The 20,068-nt window shown below is 61.8% G+C and carries 16 protein-coding genes; 8 read left to right on the forward strand and 8 right to left on the reverse strand.

Annotated elements, in window-relative coordinates; all coding sequences use genetic code 11:
• A partial coding sequence (gene glsA / locus EOA78_RS24620) for a glutaminase A (protein ID WP_127317382.1) occupies window positions 1-607 on the forward strand: 607 nt, incomplete at its 5' end.
• Window positions 608-701: 94 nt separating this feature from the next.
• Here glsA and EOA78_RS24625 read toward each other — a convergent pair.
• A complete protein-coding gene (locus EOA78_RS24625) occupies window positions 702-3,698 on the reverse strand; it encodes a ribonuclease E/G (RefSeq protein WP_127317383.1) in 2,997 nt (998 codons plus the stop codon).
• Between the two features lie 673 nt (window positions 3,699-4,371).
• On the opposite strand from EOA78_RS24625, the gene EOA78_RS24630 reads away from it, so the two are divergent.
• The 6 genes from EOA78_RS24630 to EOA78_RS24655 all read left to right on the forward strand — a co-directional run bounded on the left by EOA78_RS24630 (window position 4,372) and on the right by EOA78_RS24655 (window position 11,924).
• Window positions 4,372-5,649, forward strand: coding sequence for an N-acetylmuramoyl-L-alanine amidase (locus EOA78_RS24630; protein ID WP_127317384.1), 1,278 nt, complete (start codon window positions 4,372-4,374; stop codon window positions 5,647-5,649).
• Between the two features lie 211 nt (window positions 5,650-5,860).
• Window positions 5,861-8,317, forward strand: coding sequence for a penicillin-binding protein 1A (locus EOA78_RS24635; protein ID WP_127317385.1), 2,457 nt, complete (start codon window positions 5,861-5,863; stop codon window positions 8,315-8,317).
• 141 nt (window positions 8,318-8,458) lie between these two features.
• Window positions 8,459-9,590, forward strand: a protein-coding gene (gene prfB / locus EOA78_RS24640; RefSeq protein WP_127317386.1) for a peptide chain release factor 2 whose coding sequence is annotated in 2 segments (ribosomal slippage) — window positions 8,459-8,524 and window positions 8,526-9,590 — 1,131 coding nt in all. Because the reading frame shifts where the segments join, the coding sequence is not laid out codon by codon here.
• A gap of 446 nt (window positions 9,591-10,036) precedes the next feature.
• Window positions 10,037-10,423, forward strand: coding sequence for a hypothetical protein (locus tag EOA78_RS24645; RefSeq protein WP_127317408.1), 387 nt, complete (start codon window positions 10,037-10,039; stop codon window positions 10,421-10,423).
• Between the two features lie 200 nt (window positions 10,424-10,623).
• Window positions 10,624-10,992 carry a GFA family protein gene (locus EOA78_RS24650; RefSeq protein ID WP_127317387.1) on the forward strand — a complete coding sequence of 123 codons (369 nt, stop codon included), beginning with the start codon at window positions 10,624-10,626 and terminating at the stop codon, window positions 10,990-10,992.
• A 281-nt stretch (window positions 10,993-11,273) separates the two neighbouring features.
• A complete protein-coding gene (locus tag EOA78_RS24655) occupies window positions 11,274-11,924 on the forward strand; it encodes an OmpA family protein (RefSeq protein ID WP_065008303.1) in 651 nt (216 codons plus the stop codon).
• A 61-nt stretch (window positions 11,925-11,985) separates the two neighbouring features.
• Here the strand turns inward: EOA78_RS24655 and EOA78_RS24660 are convergent, their stop codons facing one another.
• Both EOA78_RS24660 and EOA78_RS24665 read right to left on the reverse strand, forming a co-directional pair.
• On the reverse strand, window positions 11,986-12,258 hold the full coding sequence (locus EOA78_RS24660) for a DUF2798 domain-containing protein (protein WP_127317388.1): 273 nt from the start codon (window positions 12,256-12,258) through the stop codon (window positions 11,986-11,988).
• Between the two features lie 35 nt (window positions 12,259-12,293).
• Window positions 12,294-13,178, reverse strand: a complete 885-nt coding sequence (locus EOA78_RS24665) for an NmrA/HSCARG family protein (protein WP_127317389.1) — start codon at window positions 13,176-13,178, stop codon at window positions 12,294-12,296.
• Between the two features lie 126 nt (window positions 13,179-13,304).
• Between EOA78_RS24665 and EOA78_RS24670 the strand changes: the two genes are divergently transcribed.
• Window positions 13,305-14,198 (forward strand): LysR family transcriptional regulator, encoded by an 894-nt coding sequence (locus tag EOA78_RS24670; protein ID WP_127317390.1) that lies wholly within the window; start codon window positions 13,305-13,307, stop codon window positions 14,196-14,198.
• A gap of 217 nt (window positions 14,199-14,415) precedes the next feature.
• Here EOA78_RS24670 and EOA78_RS24675 read toward each other — a convergent pair whose 3' ends face one another.
• From EOA78_RS24675 to EOA78_RS24700, 5 genes are all read right to left on the reverse strand, one after another.
• On the reverse strand, window positions 14,416-16,026 hold the full coding sequence (locus EOA78_RS24675; protein WP_164783918.1) for a DEAD/DEAH box helicase: 1,611 nt from the start codon (window positions 16,024-16,026) through the stop codon (window positions 14,416-14,418).
• 191 nt (window positions 16,027-16,217) lie between these two features.
• Window positions 16,218-16,991, reverse strand: a complete 774-nt coding sequence (locus tag EOA78_RS24680) for an NAD kinase (protein ID WP_127317391.1) — start codon at window positions 16,989-16,991, stop codon at window positions 16,218-16,220.
• A gap of 468 nt (window positions 16,992-17,459) precedes the next feature.
• A complete protein-coding gene (locus EOA78_RS24690) occupies window positions 17,460-18,221 on the reverse strand; it encodes an MBL fold metallo-hydrolase (RefSeq protein WP_127317392.1) in 762 nt (253 codons plus the stop codon).
• Between the two features lie 3 nt (window positions 18,222-18,224).
• Window positions 18,225-19,289 carry an ABC transporter ATP-binding protein gene (locus EOA78_RS24695; RefSeq protein ID WP_127317393.1) on the reverse strand — a complete coding sequence of 355 codons (1,065 nt, stop codon included), beginning with the start codon at window positions 19,287-19,289 and terminating at the stop codon, window positions 18,225-18,227.
• Window positions 19,286-20,068: an ABC transporter permease gene (locus EOA78_RS24700; protein WP_127317394.1), complete on the reverse strand. Its 783-nt coding sequence runs from the start codon at window positions 20,066-20,068 to the stop codon at window positions 19,286-19,288. The genes EOA78_RS24695 and EOA78_RS24700 overlap by 4 nt, the downstream gene beginning before the upstream one ends.

Below are 20,068 nucleotides of genomic sequence, written 5' to 3' on the forward strand. Positions count from 1 at the left end.
GCGCAATCCGTTCATCAATGCCGGCGCCATCGTCATTTCCGACATTCTGCTCGCCGGCCACCAGCCGCGCGAGGCGATCGGCGAGATCCTGCGCTTCATCCAGTTCCTGGCCGACGACGAGACCATCATCATCGACCGCGAAGTCGCTGCTTCGGAACGCGCCACCGGTTTTCGCAATTTGGCGCTTGCCAACTACATGAAATCCTTTGGCAATCTCAACCACGCGCCGGACCTGGCGCTGGGCGTCTATTTCCACCATTGCGCCATCGCCATGAGCTGCCGGCAACTGGCGTTGGCCGGTCGCTTCCTCGCCAATGGCGGCAAGAACCCGGCGACCGGCCATTCCGTGGTGTCAGCCGAGCGCGCCCGCCGCATCGGCGCGATGATGCTGACCTGCGGCCACTATGACGGCTCAGGCGATTTCGCCTTTCGCGTGGGCATTCCCGGCAAGAGCGGCGTCGGCGGCGGCATTCTGGCGATCGTGCCGGGCGTGGCCTCGCTCGCCGTCTGGGCGCCCGGCCTCAACGCCAACGGCAATTCCAGGCTGGGGTCGATTGCGCTGGAAAGACTGGCGAAGATGATGAACTGGTCGGTCTTCTCGCCATAAAGCTTGTGGCGCTTCAGATAAGAAAAATCCCGCGCTGTCGACAAGACAGCGCGGGATTCTTTGGTCAAAAGATCAGGCTAAGCCACCGAAAAGCTTAGAAGAAGCCTTTCCGCTGCCACCATCCGGCACGCTTCGGCTTTTCCTCGGTCTTTTCCTCTTCGGCAACGGTCGAGGACACGATCGGCTCAACCGGAGCATCTACCGGGACGGGCTTGCGTCGCGATGGGCGGACCTTCGGTTTTTCGTCGACGGCGGCCACGGCTGTTTCCTCCAAAACAGGTGCGGGAGCCTCGGCGACGATTTCCGGCTCGGCAACCGGCGTCTCGGCGACGACGTCCGCCGCAGCCTTCTTTGGCTTGGCGGCGCGGCGCGGCTTCTTCGGCTTTTCGGCGCTCGGCATGTCGTCATTGGCCGGAGCAAGGTCCACAGGCTCTTCGACCGGCGTTGCTGCTACCGGCTCGCTGGAGACGGTTACGCCCTCCAAGACTTCGCCTTGGGGGCCGTCAGCCGATTCTGCAGTGCCTGCATCGACCTCGCCTTCGCCGTCTTCACGGCGATTGCGCTTGCCGCCGCGCTTGCCGCGCCGGCGCTTCTTGCCCTGACCTTCATCCGGCGCCCGACCTTCATCAGGCTCTCGACCGTCATCCGACGCTTCCACCGCCTCGGTGACGCCGACCTGGTCCTCGTGGTCTGCTTCAGCGCCTTCATCGCTTGAGGCTTCGGAGACGCCATCGGCTGTGGCCGAGAGGGACGCGCCTTCCACGGGGGCGCCATGCTCGCGGTCGCGATCCTTGCCGCCGCGCCGTCTGCGGCGCTTGCGGCGCTTGCGGTCGCGGCCTTCGCCATCCTCGCTTAGCCTTGGCTGCTGCGGCTGCTGAGCTTGGCGCGGTTGCTCCGCCGGTGCAACGGCCGCGTCTTCCTCCTCCTCAATGACGATTTCGTCGGCGGGCTCTTCCGGCTCGACATAGGCGGGCAAGGTGCGCACCTCGACGAAGCCTTCAGGCTTTTCAGCCAGCGCGCCGCGGAAGATCGCATAGTGCTGGGCGCCGACCGTGTCGTCGGCTTCGACGGTGATGGTCAGGCCGAAGCGGCTTTCGAGTTCCACCAGCGTGCCGCGCTTGTGGTTGAGCACATAGAGCGCGGTCGCCGCCGGCGTCCGCACCGTGATGTGGCTGCGCGAATCCTTGAGCAGGAATTCCTCGATCGCGCGCACAACCATCAGCGCGACAGACGAATCGGACCGCACATGGCCGGTGCCGCCGCAATGCGGGCAAGGTTTCATCGTCGATTCCAGCACACTGGCACGGATGCGCTGGCGCGACATCTCCATCAGGCCGAAATGCGAGATGCGGCCGACCTGGATGCGGGCGCGATCGTTCTTGAGGTGATCCTTCAGCCGCTTCTCGACGGAGCGGTTGTTGCGGTTCTCCTCCATGTCGATGAAGTCGATGACGATCAGACCCGCAAGATCGCGCAGCCTCAGCTGCCGTGCGACTTCCTCGGCCGCTTCCAGGTTGGTGTGAAGTGCTGTGTCCTCGATCGAGTGCTCCTTGGTGGAGCGGCCCGAATTGACGTCGATGGCGACCAGCGCTTCGGTCTGGTTGATGATGATGTAGCCGCCGCTCTTCAGCGTCACCTGCGGCTGCAGCATGCGGTCGAGCTGCGCCTCGATGCCATTGCGCACGAAGATCGGCGTCGTGTCGCGGAACGGCTGCACGACCTTGGCGTGGCTCGGCATCAGCATGCGCATGAAGTCCTTGGCCTCGCGATAGCCCTCTTCGCCGGAGACCAGGATCTCGTCGATGTCCTTGTTGTAGAGGTCGCGCACCGAGCGCTTGATCAGGCTGCCTTCTTCGTAGACCAGGGCAGGGGCCGTGGACTGCAGCGTCAGATTGCGGACGTTTTCCCAAAGCCGCATCAGATATTCGTAGTCGCGCTTGATCTCGGCTTTGGTACGGCTTTCGCCGGCTGTGCGCAGGATGACGCCCATGCCCTGCGGCACTTCGAGATCGGCGACGACCTCCTTCAGCCGCTTGCGGTCCTGCGCGTTGGTGATCTTGCGCGAGATGCCGCCGCCGCGCGCCGTGTTCGGCATCAGCACCGAATAGCGGCCGGCAAGCGACAGGTAGGTGGTGAGCGCTGCGCCCTTGTTGCCGCGCTCTTCCTTCACGACCTGCACCAGGAGAATCTGGCGGCGCTTGATCACTTCCTGGATCTTGTACTGGCGGCGCACCGGCTTGCGGCGGTTGCGCGCTTCTTCCAGCGCATCCTCGGCGCCGACCGATTCGACCTCATGGTCCTCCGGATGCGAGGACTGCACCTCTTCCAGCATGCCGCGATCATTGTCGGTGGACGTGGCTTCGCCGGCCGTCTCCGCCTGCCGCACGGCTTCGGAAATCACATCCGCTTCGATGCTCGCGGCGATGGAATTTGGACCGCCTTCGGAAGGCCCAGTCTCATTATGGCTCGTCTCGCTATGGCTCGCCTCATCATGGCTCGTCTCATTACGACTCGCGTCAACATGACCGGCGACATCCTCGCCATGTTCCGAAGTACCGGTCGGCGTGTCGACATTTTCGGAAACGGCATCGGCGTTATCCGCGACCGCATGCTCGCCGTGTTCGCCGCCCTCATTGGAACCGCTGTCATTGGACTCGACAGAATCGTCAGAATCGGCCGCACCTGCATCACGCTTGTGCTCGCCCCGGTCGCGGCTCTTGCCGCCGCGCCGGCGTCCGCGCCGCCCGCGATCGCGGCTCTGGCGGTCGTCGCCCTCGCCATCCTCATCGTCCTCGTCTTCAGCCTCCTGCGCTTCTGCGCGCAGCAGCGCCTGACGGTCGGCGACCGGAATCTGGTAGTAGTCGGGATGAATTTCACTGAAGGCGAGGAAACCGTGACGGTTGCCGCCATATTCGACAAAGGCTGCCTGAAGCGAGGGTTCGACGCGCGTTACGCGGGCGAGGTAGATATTTCCTTTGAGCTGCTTCTTGTCCTGGGATTCAAAGTCGAATTCTTCAATACGGTTACCGCGAACGACGACAACACGTGTTTCCTCCGGGTGGGAGGCGTCTATCAGCATCTTGTTGGGCATTATTTCGTTTCCCCCCGGCAGCCGTCAGCCGCAGCTTGCGGGGCAACGCCCGCCGCTGTGAGTGTGGATGAACATGGGTGCCGGGCAATTGAATGTCCGCCGACCGCTGCCTGAGCGCCATGGCGGTGCCGCCCGCAGCCATAATGGCGCGGTTTGCTGCGGACCTTTCCATGATTGCGCTTGAAGCCATCGTAACCAGCAGAACCTTTTTGAACCAAAGCCCGGGAAAACCGGACCAGCTTGTTTGCTCATACAGAGCCGGCGCGGGACAATCCCGGCCGTTTTCCTCACGCAGGCGCTTCCCCCGCCACGGGCTCGCACCTGCGAAATTCGTCGCGATCACCTGATACCTTTTTCGCCTGAAGCGAAAGGAGCCGTCGTTCATCTGAGCTGTAGCAGGAAGCTGCGGAGAAGGACGGTTCCAGGATTGCAGTGATCCAGCATCGCTTTTATGATTTGGCGGGTTGGAAGGCAACCCCGATTTCCGATGCCGGCAAAAAGCAGTTCCGCAACGGAAGCACAGCTTAAGCCTTTGGATGAAAAGGCTTGGTTAACCTTCTCTGGATACCAATCGTTAATTGAGTTCGCGGCCTAAACGGCATTTCGACAAGACGCCGACACTCCGACAAACAAGATTGGGCGCCTGGCGCCAAACCGGAGCGACTGGAAAGAGATGGGACTGGCAGTCTTCACGCACAAGAGTAGTCGCGCCGGAGGCCCTTTCTCCTACGCCGCCTACTTCCGAGCCGCTTGTCTGCTGTCGGTGGTTGTCGCTTGCCTGGCTTTTTCGCCGGTTTCCTTTGCTGCCGACGCACCGCTCGCAGTGACGAGCTACAAAATGGCGGGTGACGCCACCAAGATGCGCATCGTCATGAATTTCGATCGCGAACCCGATGTCAAATGGTTTCTGCTGCGCGGCCCCCACCGTCTGGTCGTCGACCTGCCAAGCACGAAATTCGCCATCAATGCCAAGGATTTGAAGGCGCGCGGCCTGGTCAGGAGCGTGCGCTACGGCGATCTCGGCGAGGGGGTGTCGCGGCTGATTCTCACCGGCAAGGGTCCGTTCGCCGTCGACAGGCTCGACGTGCTCAAGAACGATGACAACAGCGGCTACCGCATCGCAATCGACATGTCGGCAGCGTCCGTGCGGGAGTTCGACGCCGCTCTTGCCAATCAGGCGCTGACCACCGGCTCGACGGTCTCCTCCGACAAGGGTGGCAGGGTCGGCACCGGCCCGGTCTCCAATCCAGGTCATCGCTTCACCGTCGTCATCGATCCAGGCCATGGCGGCATCGACGGCGGCGCCGAGGGCCTGAACGGCACGGTCGAGAAGAACGTCACGCTCGCCTTCGCCACCGAATTGCGGGAAAGACTTGCCGCAGTCGGCAAATACGACGTGTTCATGACGCGCGAGACAGATCAATTCCTGCGGCTGGACGACCGCGTGCGCATTGCCCGCCAGCACGAGGCCGATCTGCTCATCTCGATCCACGCCGACACGATCAGGGTCAAGGGCCTTCGCGGCGCAACCGTCTACACGGTCTCCGACAAGGCTTCCGATCCCGAAGCGCAGGCGCTCGCCGACCGTGAAAACCTTTCCGACCAATTCGCCGGCATGGAAATCAAGGACGACAACAAGGAAGTGACCGACATCCTGATCGACCTGATTCGCCGCGAAACGCACAGTTTCTCGATGAGTTTCGCCCAGACTTTGGTCGGCCAGCTTTCCACCAGCGTCGGCCTCATCAACAATCCGCAGCGTTCGGCCAGCTTCAAAGTGTTGAAGGCGCCGGATGTCCCCTCCGTGCTGGTCGAACTCGGCTATCTGTCGAATGCCAAGGACGAGGCGCAACTGCTCAGCGCCGATTGGCGCGGCAAGGCGGCCCAGAGCATAACCAATGCCATCGCCCTGTTCGCTTCAGCCAAGGCCGGAGCCGGAACTGGAGGCTGAGAAGCCGGCCCTCGCCACAACCAGAGGCAGCGTTGCACGACGACAACACTTTGCACTTATATTTTCGCCATTCGAAGCCGAAATTCCAGGCTGCCGCATTTTGCCCACATGGTGGCGACAAGGGTTTTCGATTACCGGTCGGGATCGCCTCGAAAGCTTGCGCGCAAGGCGGCTTCATTTAGGAAATTCCGAACCAAGGACTGGAGCGGGCATGATTCGTCTCATTGGCTATTTCTTCGGCATCGGCACGGCGCTGGCCCTTTTGGTCGCGGCGGGCGTGGCGATCTATATCAGCCATTTGTCGAAGGATCTGCCCGACTACGAGGTGCTGGCCAAGTATGAACCGCCGGTGACGACCCGCATCCATGCGTCCGACGGTGCGCTGATGGCCGAATATGCGCGCGAGCGGCGCCTGTATTTGCCGATCCAGGCGGTGCCGGATCGTGTCAAGGCGGCCTTCCTGTCTGCCGAGGACAAGAATTTCTACAATCACCCCGGCATCGACATGACCGGCCTTGGCCGCGCAGTCATGGTCAATCTCCAGAATTTCGGTTCGGGCAAGCGCCAGGTCGGCGCCTCGACGATCACCCAGCAGGTGGCGAAAAACTTCCTGTTGTCCTCGGACCAGACCTACGAGCGCAAGATCAAGGAGATGATCCTCGCCTTCCGCATCGAGCAGGCCTATTCGAAGGATCGCATTCTCGAGCTCTACCTTAACGAGATTTTCTTCGGTCTCGGCGCTTATGGCGTCGCCGGCGCAGCGCTCACTTATTTCGACAAGGCGGTGAATGAACTCACCGTGGCGGAGGCGGCCTATCTGGCGGCTTTGCCGAAGGGTCCCTCCAACTATCACCCCTTCAAATATGCCGACCGCGCGATCGAGCGCCGCAATTGGGTCATCGACCAGATGGTCGACAACGGCTACGTCACGCAGGAGGAAGGCGCCAAGGCCAAGGCCGAGCCGCTCGGCGTCAAGCCACGCCGCTCCGGCACCTATCTGTTCGCCGGCGAATACTTCACCGAGGAAGTGCGTCGCCAGATCAGCGCGCGCTACGGCGAGAATGCGCTCTACGAGGGCGGCCTGTCGGTCCGTACGACGCTCGATCCCAAGATGCAGCTCATCGCCCGCAAAGCCATGCAGAACGGCCTGATGAAGTTCGATACGCTGCGCGGCTATCGCGGGCCGGTGAAGACCATCAGCGTATCCGGCGACTGGGGCGTGCCTTTGAGCGAAGTCAAGGGACTGGACGACGTGCCCGAATGGTCGCTCGCCGTCGTGCTCGACAGCTCGGAGAGCGGCCTGTCCATCGGCCTTCGGCCGACCCGGCAGATCTCGGGCGAACTCGTCAAGGATCGCGTCGAAGGCACCGTCAGCCGCGACGACATGAGCTTCGCCATGCGTCATGTGGTCGGCGGCAAGACCGTCAAGGCCAAATCGCCGGCGGACGTGCTGAAGCCGGGCGACGTTATCTTCGTGCAGAAGAAAGAGGGTGCGGACGGGGCCTATATCTTGCGCCAGGCCCCCGAAGTGGAAGGTGGCATGATCGCCATGGATCCGCATACCGGCCGTGTACTGGCCATGGTCGGCGGGTTCTCCTACTCGCAATCCGAATTCAACCGTGCCACGCAGGCGATGCGGCAGCCGGGTTCGTCGTTCAAGCCGATCGTCTATTCGGCCGCCCTCGACAATGGCTATACGCCGGCTTCGGTGATCATGGACGGTCCGATCACCATCAAGAGCGGCAACACGACCTGGACGCCGAAGAACTACGATGGAAGGACGGCTGGCCCGGCGACCTTGCGGTCCGGCATCGAGAGGTCGCGCAATCTGATGACTGTGCGCCTTGCAAACGACATGGGCATGAAGCTGGTCGCCGAATATGCCGAGCGCTTCGGCGTTTATGACCGTCTGGCGCCGTATCTGCCGATGGCGCTCGGTTCGGGCGAGACGACCGTGATGCGCATGGTGTCGGCCTATTCGATCATGGCCAACGGTGGCAAGTCGATCAAGCCGACGCTGATCGACCGCATCCAGGATCGCTACGGCAAGACGGTGTACAGGCAGGACGAACGCGGCTGCGAAAATTGCAACGCCGCCGAGTGGCAGAACCAGCCTGAGCCGGAACTGGTCGACAATTCCGAGCAGGTGCTCGATCCGATGACCGCCTATCAGATTACCTCGATGATGGAGGGCGTCGTCGAGCGCGGCACCGGCGCCACGGTCGCCGAACTCGGCCGCCACATCGCCGGCAAGACCGGAACGACAAACGATGAGAAAGATACCTGGTTCATCGGCTACACACCCAATCTCGTTGTCGGCCTTTATATGGGCTACGATCAGCCGAAAGGTCTTGGCAAGGGCGCGACCGGCGGCGGCCTCGCCGCGCCGATCTTCAAGGACTTCATGCGCGTGGCGCTGGACGGCACGCCCAATGTCGATTTCCAGGTTCCCGAAGGCATGAAGCTGATCGCCATCAATCGCAAGACCGGCATGGCTGCCAACCCAGGCGACGCTGGCGCCTTTATCGAAGCTTTCAAGCCGGGCACCGGCCCCGCCGACAGCTATTGGGTGATCGGCATGGGTGCGGACGGCTCCAACGCCTCCGGCGGCGCGCTGTCGCCACAGGCCAACCAAGCCATCCAGTCCGGCGGCGGCGGGCTATATTGACATAGCACATGGTGTTCTGGGCCGGCCTTTCGGGCCGGCCCATTTCGCTTTACAGGTGGCGGTGCCGTCCCTATGTATCGCGCCAACCCAGCTCTGTTTAAGCAACAGGGCACAATTCAGCACAGGACAGAACGACCAGCCATGCGCGCGGAAACGCAGAACATTGTCGACGAAATCAGGCAGGCGATAACCCTGCTGAGGAGGCATCTTTGACTGGGATCAAGCCATAAAGCGGCTTGAATACCTGAATGTGCGTGCCGAGGATTCGAGCCTCTGGAACGAACCGCTGGAGGCGCAGAAGCTGATGCGTGAGCGCCAGGGCCTCGAGGAAGGCATCGCCGCGGTCAAAGGCCTCACCCAGGCGCTGGAAGACAATATCGGCCTGATCGAGCTTGGCGAGGAAGAAGGCGACGAGAGCGTCGTCGCCGAGGCGGAAGCGGCGATCCGCTCGATGCGCGGCGAAGCCAAGGCCCGCCAGATCGAGACGCTGCTGTCGGGCGAGGCGGACGCCAACGACACCTACCTCGAAATTCATGCGGGCGCAGGCGGCACCGAAAGCCAGGACTGGGCCTCGATGCTCCTGCGCATGTACACGCGTTGGGCCGAGCGGCGCCGCTTCAAGGTCGAGGTGCTGGAAGTGCATGACGGCGAAGAGGCCGGCATCAAATCCGCCACCCTCCTGATCAAGGGCCACAACGCCTATGGCTGGCTGAAGACGGAATCCGGCGTTCATCGTCTCGTGCGTATTTCGCCCTACGACAGCAATGCGCGCCGCCACACGTCCTTTGCCAGCGTCTGGGTCTACCCCGTGATCGACGATACGATCGAGATCGACGTTTCCGAATCGGATGTTCGCATCGACACCTATCGTTCGTCCGGATCGGGCGGTCAGCACGTCAACACCACCGATTCGGCGGTCCGCATCACCCATCTCGCCACCGGCATCGCGGTCGCCTGCCAGGCCGAGCGCTCCCAGCACAAGAACAAAGCGAAGGCCTGGGAGATGCTGCGCTCGCGGCTCTACGAGGAAGAGCTGAAGAAGCGCGAGGCGGTGGCGAACGCCACCGAAGCGTCGAAAAGCGATATAGGCTGGGGCCACCAGATCCGCTCCTACGTTCTGCAGCCCTATCAGCTGGTGAAGGATCTGCGCACTGGCATCGAGAGCACAAGCCCGTCGAGCGTGCTGGACGGCGACCTCGACGATTTCATGGAGGCGTCGCTGTCGCAGCGCATCGAGGGCGGCGCCGGCGAAGTGGTGGCCGATATCGACTGAAGCTCCTACCGCCAAAGCAGCAGGAACATCACGCTAGAGTAACAGGCTCTCACTCTAATTGAGCGGTCGCTTTACGGCTTTGTTTTTTCATCCAATTTTCCACAACGACTTCTACCTTCGGGCTAGATGTTGCTGGCCTGCCGGCGTCTAGCCCGGAACCACTGCGAGCTGAATCTCGTTACCTGCGATCCCATCTGCCGGGGTTGGTGAAAGTCACTGTCGCCAACCCCGGCAGGCTGGTTCCGGCTGCAGATGTCGGCGCTCGGTCTGCACAGCAATTTCTTGCGCCAACAAAGGAATCAGCCCAGCATCCGAAGGCTGGGGGGAAAAAAGCATTTATGGCCGGACGCGGCGTATCTGCGACCTTACGATCCGGCCACTGGGAAGACACGTTCTGGGAACGGGCAAGCGAAACGCTTGATAACTCGTTGATAGGAATTGCGCCCATGCCTGCTCTCAAAACCCGATCGGCCTCAGCCGTCCAGACGGCGCGCCGCCCCCTGAATTCAACCATTGCGGTGGTGGCTCTGACGGCCGCCATCATTGCATTTGCAGCGCCGGCTTTGGCGCACGACGCCACGCCGACTGCAGCGAGGCCGCAAGGCTGGAGTTACCCATTCTCCTGTTGTTCTGGCTATGATTGCCGCGCGGTCTCGCAGACGTCGATCAGCGAGCGTCCGGAGGGCTATGTCATCAAAGGGACAGGCGAGGTCGTGGCCTACAGCGATGCACGGATCAAGAATTCGCCAGATGGCGAATATCACTGGTGCTCGGTCGCCGGCGCCAATGACGGAAAGACCATCTGCCTGTTCGTGCCACCGTCATCGTTTTAATGCGTGTCGCCCAAAAGCCTGCCCCAAGGGCCTGAACCATGGCTAACCCGGGATCCACAGCGGTTTTGGGTAACGACAGGCATTGAAGCGTGCCACGCCTCCGACGCTGGCAAGTAAGTCTGCTGACAGGCAGTTGTCGGAAACGTCTCTCTATGTTTGTCTTGCCGTGCGGGCGGGAGGCAATCGTGAGGGAGGCGTTCATGACCATAAAGGCAAGCTGCCACTGCAGGGCGACGACGTTCGAAGTTTCGGAAGCGCCGCAAACCGTAACCCAATGCACCTGCTCCTTCTGCTCGAAGCGCGGCTCGTTATGGGCCTACTACACGCCGTCGCAATTCAAGCTCACCAGCCCGCTCAAGAATGTCTCGTTCTACCGGTGGGGGTCGAAAACGATCAAACACGGTTTCTGCGCCACCTGCGGCTGCGGCACCTTCACCGAAACGCCGGACTGGTCGACCGGCAAGCCGGATTTCGACAATCCGAAAATCAGCGTTAATTCGCGCCTGTTCGACGATTTCGACCTCGATCAGGTCGAGGTCGTAATCATCGACGGGAAGAATCTCTGGTAGCCGATAATCTCTGGTAGCCGATCAGAATTGCGCAATACCGAGGCCGTGGAATTGACCGGGAAAAGCCATAGCCCGCCGCTTTTCCCGTTCCATTTTTCGCCGCATTTCATGTTACAAGACATTAGAGCGACGTGCGTCCACTTGGACGCACAAAGTACGCTCTAAGACTTTGAATGTATGCATCGTGCTTTCCGAAAATCGACGATTTTCAGGCCGATGCAACGGAAGGGCTGATGCGGCGCGCCACCGGTGGGACCGCGGACTGGAGAGGGGACTACCCGATGAAAAAGACTGTGCTCGTCGCCGTGGCGACGGCTGTGCTCGTGAGTGCCTGCACCACAACCGATCCGTACACCGGAGAGCAGAAAGTTTCCAACACTGCTGCCGGCGCCGGCATCGGCGCGCTGGCTGGTGCGGGACTCGGCCTGCTTGCCGGCGGCAACGATCGCCGTAATGCGCTGATCGGCGCCGGCGTCGGCGCGCTCGCCGGCGGCGCCATCGGCGCCACGATGGACCAGAACGAGGCCGAACTGCGTCGGCAGCTTCAGGGCTCCGGCGTCAGCGTCACCCGCACCGGCGACCAGATCATCCTCAACATGCCGTCCGACATCACCTTCAACGTCGACCAGGACGCGGTGAAGCCCGGCTTCTATCAAGTTCTGAATTCGGTCGCACTTGTGCTGAACAAGTTCCGGCAGACCACCGTCGACGTGTTCGGCCACACCGACTCGACCGGTGGCGACGAACACAATTTCGACCTGTCGCAGCGCCGCGCGCTGGCCGTTGCCAACTATCTGTCCGGGCAGGGCGTCGATTCACGCCGCTTCGCCGTCACCGGCTTCGGCAAGACGCGTCCGATCGCTTCCAATGCGACGGCCGCCGGCCGTGCTCAGAACCGCCGCGTCGAGATCCAGCTTTCACCGCTCACCTGAGCAAGCCGGCATCGAACATGAAGACGGCCCCGCAAGGGGCCGTTTCTGTTTGGGTTCTGGATTAGGGTCGGACCGGCTGATCGACAATTGCCGCAACGATCCGGCGCACGATCGGAAGGACAATCAGCAGGCTCGGAAACGCAACAAGCCATGATACGCCCCATGCGTATGACCAGGTCGCTACGAAACCGTTCGTCCAACCCGTGCCGATTGCGGTCGAAACCGCCGAGATGATGCAGGTCATGAGGATTGAGAGAACGAACGGCATTACCACTGCATTGTAGGAAGGCGGCAGTTTCCTCAGCTTCAATGTCTTTTGCGGTGATGCTTTCATGGATATCTCCAATCAGAAAATGTTTATGAGCGCGGTCAGGCGATCTGTGCCGTTTGCAGGGCCAGTTCTCGGATAAAGCTTCGTAGCGAACGCGGCTCGCGGCCCAACGCGGCGCGCAACGTCAGACTGTTTCCGCCGAGGCCATATTTGGCGTAATGGTCATGGACTTTAGCCAGCAGCTGCAATTGGCGGTCGTCGTAGGGAAGGCGGGCATTCTCTGCCCACTCGCCAAAAGTCGGCTCGCCAGCAGAGAGAGGGCGACCAAGCTCCTCGCTCATCATTGAAGCAATCTCTTCCCGGCTATGCATACCGTCCGCGCACAGCTCAAGGGTCGCATAAGACAACCGCGCTTCGGTCAAAGCGATCGCTGCCACTTCAGCGACATCGCGGTAATCGACACGCGCCAGCTTTGCTGTCTTTGGAAACGGTTCCGAGAAAACGCCATCCCTGACCACGGACGGCCAGGCGGCTGCGATATTCTGCATGAAATTGGCAGGATGCAGAATGGTGTATTCCATATTCGTCGAGTAGAGAGCATCCTCGACCGGCACCTTGCTCGCGTGATTTTTGAGCCTCGTATTGGTCGGCTGGATCACCGACGAGAAGACGAATTTTCGAACGCCTGCCCGTGCTGCAGCCTCAACCATGGCAACGCCCATGCCTGCTTCATCGGGGGCAAAGGCCGGTCCGATGTGAAAGACACCGTCGACGCCCTCGACGGCATTTTCGAGACTCTGAGGGTTGCGCAAATTGCCGGTCACGACCTCGGATGCCCCGAGTCTCCGGGCCTTTTCGGCGTTCTCGGGGTCGCGAATGAGTGCTCGAACACTGGCACTGCGGCGGATAAGTTCAGGCACGACAAGTCCGGCAAATCGGCCTGTTGCGCCCACGACCAGGACAGTTGGAGCGGGTGCTCGCATGACAATTTCCTTCGACGAAGTTGCCCTTTCGGGATTTCGTCTAGGGGATACAAGGCCGCGAACAGCGTTACAATTGTTTGGATTTGCGATAGTTTCTCTCGATTTTCGAGAGAAAATGGAGAAGCCATGAGCCGGATAGATGATTTTGAAGCTTTCATGGCAATCGTCGAGCATGGAAGTCTGACGGCCGCCGCACGCCGGCTGAACCGCTCACTCCAATCGATCAGCCGGTCTTTGGCGACGCTGGAAGAGTCCGTCGGGGTCGAACTTGTACAGAGAACGACGCGCCGCTCGACACCAAGCGAAGCCGGAGCGGCGTTTTTCCACCGCATCAAACCCGCTATTGACGAAATAAATGAAGCAAGACTCCAAGCCGCTAACCAGAGATCGGAACCATCAGGCATCCTGCGCGTGAGCGCGCCAGTTCTATTCGGCCCGGATTTCCTTATGCCTGTCATCGCCGACTACATGCGCATGTATCCGCGGGTCGAGGTTGACCTCCAGCTTTCCGATGAATTTGTCGACCTTGGTGCAGAGGGCCTCGATTTGGCAGTACGGATCGGCAATTTGCCGGATTCCAGCTTGCGAGCCAGACGCTTGGGCGCGTTGCGGCGCGTCGTATTCGGCTCGCCGTCCTACTTTGAACGCTGCGGCCAACCGACCCATCCCTTTGAACTGAGCAAGCACAGTTGCATCGTTCGAACCACCGACCAGCGTCCGGGTGAATGGATGTTTCAAATTGAAGGGAAACCTCGGCCGGTGAAAGTGGCTGGCAGTTTTCGCTCCAATTTGATGGCATCGGTCTATGCAGCCGCAGTTCACGGATTGGGTTTGGGCTACTCGCCCCTTTGGCAGATAAGGCATTTGGTGGATGATGGCCGCCTAGAGCTGGTTTTAACCGAATTCGAGCCGGTGCCCGTGCCGATACACGCCGTCTGGCCGGAGGGGAGATCATCTTCGGCCAAAGTTCGCGCCTTTCTGGATATGTTGGCATCCCGCCTGGAGCTCAAAAACCTGTAGCAGCCAATCAGACGAGACGACAGCGCGCGGTCGACCGCCTCGTAATCGTCAGTTTCGGCGAACGCCTCTGATTGCTTTAACGCGGCGGCGGCCGACCGCGCCTAAAACCGGCACGTCAAAACAGAGTTTCGCGCCTCACCTGAGCAAAGCGAATATCGAACATCAAAACGGCCCCGCAAGGGGCCGTTTTTGTTGGTATTTGAGATTTCTGCTGCGATCAGACCTTGGCGACGATCCGCATGAAGGCGGGCATGTCGTCGCCGAAGCCGACGGTTGCGTCATTGTCTTCTTGGCGATGGCGGGCGGGGCGGTTGCCGTCGCGCTGCGGCCTGGTGTCGCCACGTTCCGGCGCACGCTGTTCGTTGCGATTGCGATCGGGCGAAGCCTTGCGTTCGGGCGAAGCTTGGCGCTCGCTATTTTCCGAGCGGATCGCTTCCTTGCGCGCGCGCCGCTCACCGGCATCGGCGACCGCGGTCTCGGCCGCCACTGGCTGTTCCTCGCCCGCCACATCCGGTGCTGCAGATTCGCTTTGTTTGGCGTGGCGTTCGCGTGGCTTGCGTTCGCCCCTGGCGTTGCGGTCATCGTCCTTGCGGCCGGCGCGGCGCGGGGCGCCGCGGCCCCGGCGGGGAGCATCGTCCTCTCCGCCCTCGCTGGCGACGACCGTCGACAGATCGCCGTCATGCCACTCGATTTTGTTGCCGATCAGCCGTTCGATCGCGTCGATGTATTTGGTGTCGGACTTGGTGGCGATGGTGAAGGATTTGCCCGAGCGTCCCGCACGGCCGGTGCGGCCGATGCGGTGGACATAGTCCTCGGCATGGATCGGCACGTCGTAATTGAAGACGTGGCTGACATCGGGGATGTCGAGGCCGCGCGCCGCAACGTCCGACGCAACGAGATAGCGCAGTTTGCCGTCACGGAAATTGGCCAGCATCTGCATGCGCGCGCGCTGGTCCATGTCGCCATGCAGCGCGCCGGCGTCGAAATCATATTTCAGCAGCGAGCGGAAAAGCTCCGAGACCTCGATCTTGCGGTTGCAGAAGATGATGGCGTTCTTCAGCTCCGCATCCTCGGCCTTTATCAGATTGCGCAGCGTCTCGCGCTTGTCCCAGGGTTTCGAGCCGGATTTCACCAGCCGCTGGATGATGTTTGTGGCGGCGGACGCGGCCTTCGAAACCTCTACGCGCACCGGCGCGTGCAGGAATTTCTCGGTGAGCTTGGTGATCTCAGGCGGCATCGTCGCCGAGAAGAACAGCGTCTGCCTCGTGAAGGGGATCATCTCGCAGATGCGCTCGATGTCGGGAATGAAGCCCATATCGAGCATGCGGTCGGCCTCATCGATGACCAGGATCTCGACGCCGTTGAGCAGAAGCTTTCCACGCTCGCGGTGGTCGAGCAGGCGGCCGGGCGTCGCGATCAGCACGTCGGCGCCGCGCTCCAGCTTCTTGTCCTGCTCGTCGAACGACACGCCGCCGATCAGCAGCGCGATGTTGAGCTTGTGGTTCTTGCCGTATCTGACGAAATTCTCTTCGACCTGCGCGGCAAGCTCGCGCGTCGGCTCGAGGATCAGCGTGCGCGGCATGCGGGCCCGGGCCCGGCCCTTTTCAAGCCGGGTCAGCATCGGCAGCACGAACGAGGCCGTCTTGCCGGTGCCGGTCTGGGCGATGCCCAAAATATCCTTGCCGAGCAAGGCGTGCGGTATGGCGCCGGCCTGGATCGGCGTCGGTTCGGTGTAACCGGCATCGGTGACTGCGGAAAGGACCTTCGGCGACAGGCCGAGGTCTGTGAAGGTCAACGCTTCTTGAGCGATCTGGGTGTCTAAGGACAAGTTTGGCTGTCTTTGGCTGGTTCGGGGGCGCAACATACACAGTCGCGGCAAGCGCCGCGCGCCTGCAAGATTGGTATTGCAGGTAGGCGCAAGCCCACGATTTGTCAACAGAAACGGGCGGGGAATGGTGTGATTGTGAAGTCGTAACCTTAATCGCGATGCTTAATCGAGCTGCCCGTCGCTGTACCGGCTTAGTAACGGAACTGTTCGGCAAGAATACGCTCGTTCCATGAGTGGCTCGGATCGAATAGCAGCGTCGCCGTCACCGTTGGCGATTCTCGCACCGTCACCGAGGTAACGGCCTTCACTTCGGTGTGGTCGGCGGCGGCGTTCACCGGCCGCTTTTCCGCCTCCAGAATGTCGAAACGAACGGTCGCCTTGTTGGAAAGCAGCGCGCCGCGCCAGCGGCGCGGGCGAAACGGACTGACCGGGGTCAGCGCCAGCAGCGGCGCGTCGAGCGGCAGGATCGGCCCGTGCGCGGACAGATTGTAGGCGGTCGAGCCGGCCGGCGTCGCGATCATCACGCCATCGCAGTTCAATTCCTCGAGCCGCACTTGCCCGTCGACTGTGATCCGGATCTTGGCCGTCTGGTAGGACTGGCGCCACAGCGCAACCTCATTGATCGCCAGCGCTGAAATCGTTTCGCCCTCTGCCGTCACCGCCTGCATCTCCAGCGGACGGATCGTTTCGGCAACGGCCGCCGCGATGCGTCCCGTCAAACCGCTGGCGCGATACTCGTTCATCAGGAAGCCAATGGTGCCACGGTTCATGCCGTAGACTTTTTTTCCCGTGCTCATCGTGTCGCGCAAGGTCTGCAACAGGAATCCGTCGCCGCCGAGGGCGACGACGATCTCTGCATCCGCGATGGACGCCTGGCCATAGCGCGCCGACAGGCTTTCCAGCGCCGCCTTGGCGTCGGCGGTGTCGGACGAGACGAAGGCGAAACGGCTGGCGGCTTTGCTCATGGCTCCCCAATGGCGACGGTTGATGGCGACCGGTGGCTGGGGCCGCGCCAGCGCCGGGTTAGCATGGGCCGGCAAATCTGCAAAGGAGGCATGGCTGCCCCTCGAGACTGCGCCGGGAAGAGCGCCGGTCAGACGCTCGCGCACTGTGTCGAGTGACAAGCGAATGTGATGGTTAAGATGAGGATTAAACTCTCGTAAAGCCGGATCGATCATGTTAGCCGGCAGTGGATGGGCGGCGTGGGGGCCAGCCAGTCGGACCGATCTATTGCCGGTAACACGCCTGATTATCATCGTCCTGATGCTGGGAAGTTTTGCTCTTGCCTTTGCCCAACTGGTGCGCCAGTCGGAAGAGACGAGTTTGAGACCCCAACCCACGGCTTCACGCTGCGGCGATGCCGCCGGCACGCCGTGCCCGCAAAGGGCGTTGTGAATTCGCCAAGCACTTCTCGCGATGCGATACAGCGGTGCTTATCGCGCCTGCAGCAGATGACAGCCGGCCTGCCGCTTTTGTGCGAGATACTCGTCGATAAGCTGGTGGTAGCGCACCTTGCCGAAGCTCGGGAAGTGACCGCCATGCACGACCGCGACATCGAGCTCGCGCATCCGTAGCAGCGTTTCGACGTAGTCATCGACGGCGGAATGATAGACATCGTCGATCAGCGGGCCGTCATAGACGATGTCGCCGGAAAGCAGGATGCCGGTCTTCCTCTCGTAGAGCGCGATGCCGCCGGGCGAATGACCCGGGGTGTGGATTACCTCGAAGGCACGGTCGCCGAGATCGACGACATCGCCTTGCCCGAGCAAGCGATCGGCCGGCGCCGGCAGGATCCGGTAGCGCGCCGCGTCCCAGCCTAGTGGCATTCCATCGAACATTGCGTCGGTAGCGTAGCGGTCGGCAACCGTCCATTCATTGCGCGGATCGGCGAGGATTACTGCCTCGGCCTGATGCACGCAGCGGTCCGGAAATTCGTGATGGCAGCCGATATGGTCGAAATGCGTGTGGCTGGCAACGCAAATGATCCTTCGCTCCGTCACCAGCGGCACGTGGCGCCGCAGGCTGAAATGGCCGAGGCCGGTGTCGAACAGAAGATCGCGGTCGCGACCGCGCACATGCCAGATGTTGCAGCGGAAGAACGGCTTGATCCACGGCTCGTGGATCAGCGTCACGCCATCGCCCATGCGGATGGTTTCATACCAATTCGGAGCGTCGATGACCGAAAGCGCGCCCATGGCTCAACTCGCCAGAAGGATGATGTCGCCAGCGTCGCACGAAACCGCAACGATGTCGCCCGGCTGGACGGCCCCAGCGGCGGGAACCTTGGCGATGAAGTGCAGCGCCGGGTCCTGCGCAGAAACGGCGAGCACGCGCTTGAAGCTGCCTTGAAACACAACGTCGCTCACCTTGGCCGCGCCGAGCCCTGCAACGCCGCCGGGCGCGCCGAGGACAAGGTGTTCCGGACGGACGGCGAGAGCGACAGCCGTCCCGGTCGGCAATGTGCCGGTCAGCGAAAGCGGTCCGACCTGCGTAGCGACAGTGATTGTTCCGTCCTTAGCCGCCGTCACCGCTCCGGATATTAGCGTGCTTTCGCCCATGAAGGTCGCGGAAAAGCGTGTCGCCGGCCGCGCATAGACGCGCTCTGGTGGCCCTTCGTCCTCGATGCGCCCATCATTCATCACCACGCAATGGTCGGCCAGTGCCATTGCCTCTTCCTGGTCGTGGGTGACATGGATGAAGGCGGTGCCGACCCGCTTCTGGATCGCTTTTAGCTCGTCCTGCATCTGCCGGCGCAATTTGAGGTCGAGCGCGCCGAGCGGCTCATCGAGCAGCAGCACGGCCGGCTCGACCACCAAGGCGCGGGCCAGTGCGACGCGCTGCCGCTGGCCGCCGGAAAGCTGGTGCGGCTTTTTGTCGAAAGCGGTGGCCAGCCCGACCAGCGCCAGCGCCTCGCGCGCCCGCGCGGCCCGTGTCGCGCCATCGACGCCTTGCATGCGCAGGCCGAAACCGACATTGCCGCCGACGCTCATATGCGGAAACAGCGCATAGTCCTGGAACACCGTCGTCGTCGGCCGCTTCGCCGGTGGCACGGCGGTGCAGTCCTCGCCGCGGATCAGCACCTTGCCTTCGCTCGGCGTGACGAAGCCGCCGAGAATGGACAGCAGCGTCGTCTTGCCGGAGCCCGACGGCCCGAGCAGGATCGTGTAGCTGCCCGGCTCGATTTGCAGCGACACGTTCTTCAGCACGGTGTGTTGACCGAAGCGGTGCGAGACGGAGCTTATATCGACCAGTGGCGCGGTCATGCCGGCTTCCTCCGCAACAGCATCAGTTCAAAGAACACCACCAGCACGATGGAGACGGCGAAGACCAGCGAGCCGACGGCGTTGGTCTTGGGATTGAGGCCGGAGCGCAGCAGGTTCCAGATCTCGACCGGCAGCGTCGTGTCGAAGCGCGTCAGCAGGAAGGAAATTACGAATTCGTCCCAGGAGAAGGTCATCGACAGGAAGAAGCCGGCGAAGATCGCCGGCGCCATCACCGGCACTGTGATCAGCAGCAGCACCTTCCATTCGGGCGCGCCGAGGTCGCGCGCGGCGCGCTCGATGTTGATCTGGTGGTCGCCCATCTGGCTGTAGATGATGGCAAAGCACAGCGGCAGGTTGATCACGACATGGCCGATGCCGGCGGCAAGCAGCGATTTTGGCACGCCGGCCCAGTTGAACAGCACCAGCAGTCCCATGCCGATGATGAGATAGCTCACCGTCAGCGGCAGCGTGATCAGCCCGCGCAGCAGGCCTGAGCCGGGCAGGGCGAAGCGTGCAAAACCCCAGGCGGAGAGGAAACCCAGCGTGACGGCGACAGCTGAGGAGATAGCTGCGACTAGAAGCGAATTGACCAGCGCCGAAGTCAGCCGGGTGTCGGCGAGCACTGCGTCGTACCAGCGAAGCGACGGCCCGGTGAAGGGCGGGATCGGAAACGACGTCGCCTGCAGCGAAAACAGCACCAGCACGATCACCGGCAGGAAGATAAAGCCATAGACGGTTATGGCATAGATCCACGAGGTGATACGGACAAGAGCGCGCAT

Origin of the sequence: Mesorhizobium sp. M5C.F.Cr.IN.023.01.1.1 (assembly GCF_003997585.1) — a bacterium.
GTDB classification, from domain to species: Bacteria; Pseudomonadota; Alphaproteobacteria; order Rhizobiales; family Rhizobiaceae; genus Mesorhizobium; species Mesorhizobium wenxiniae.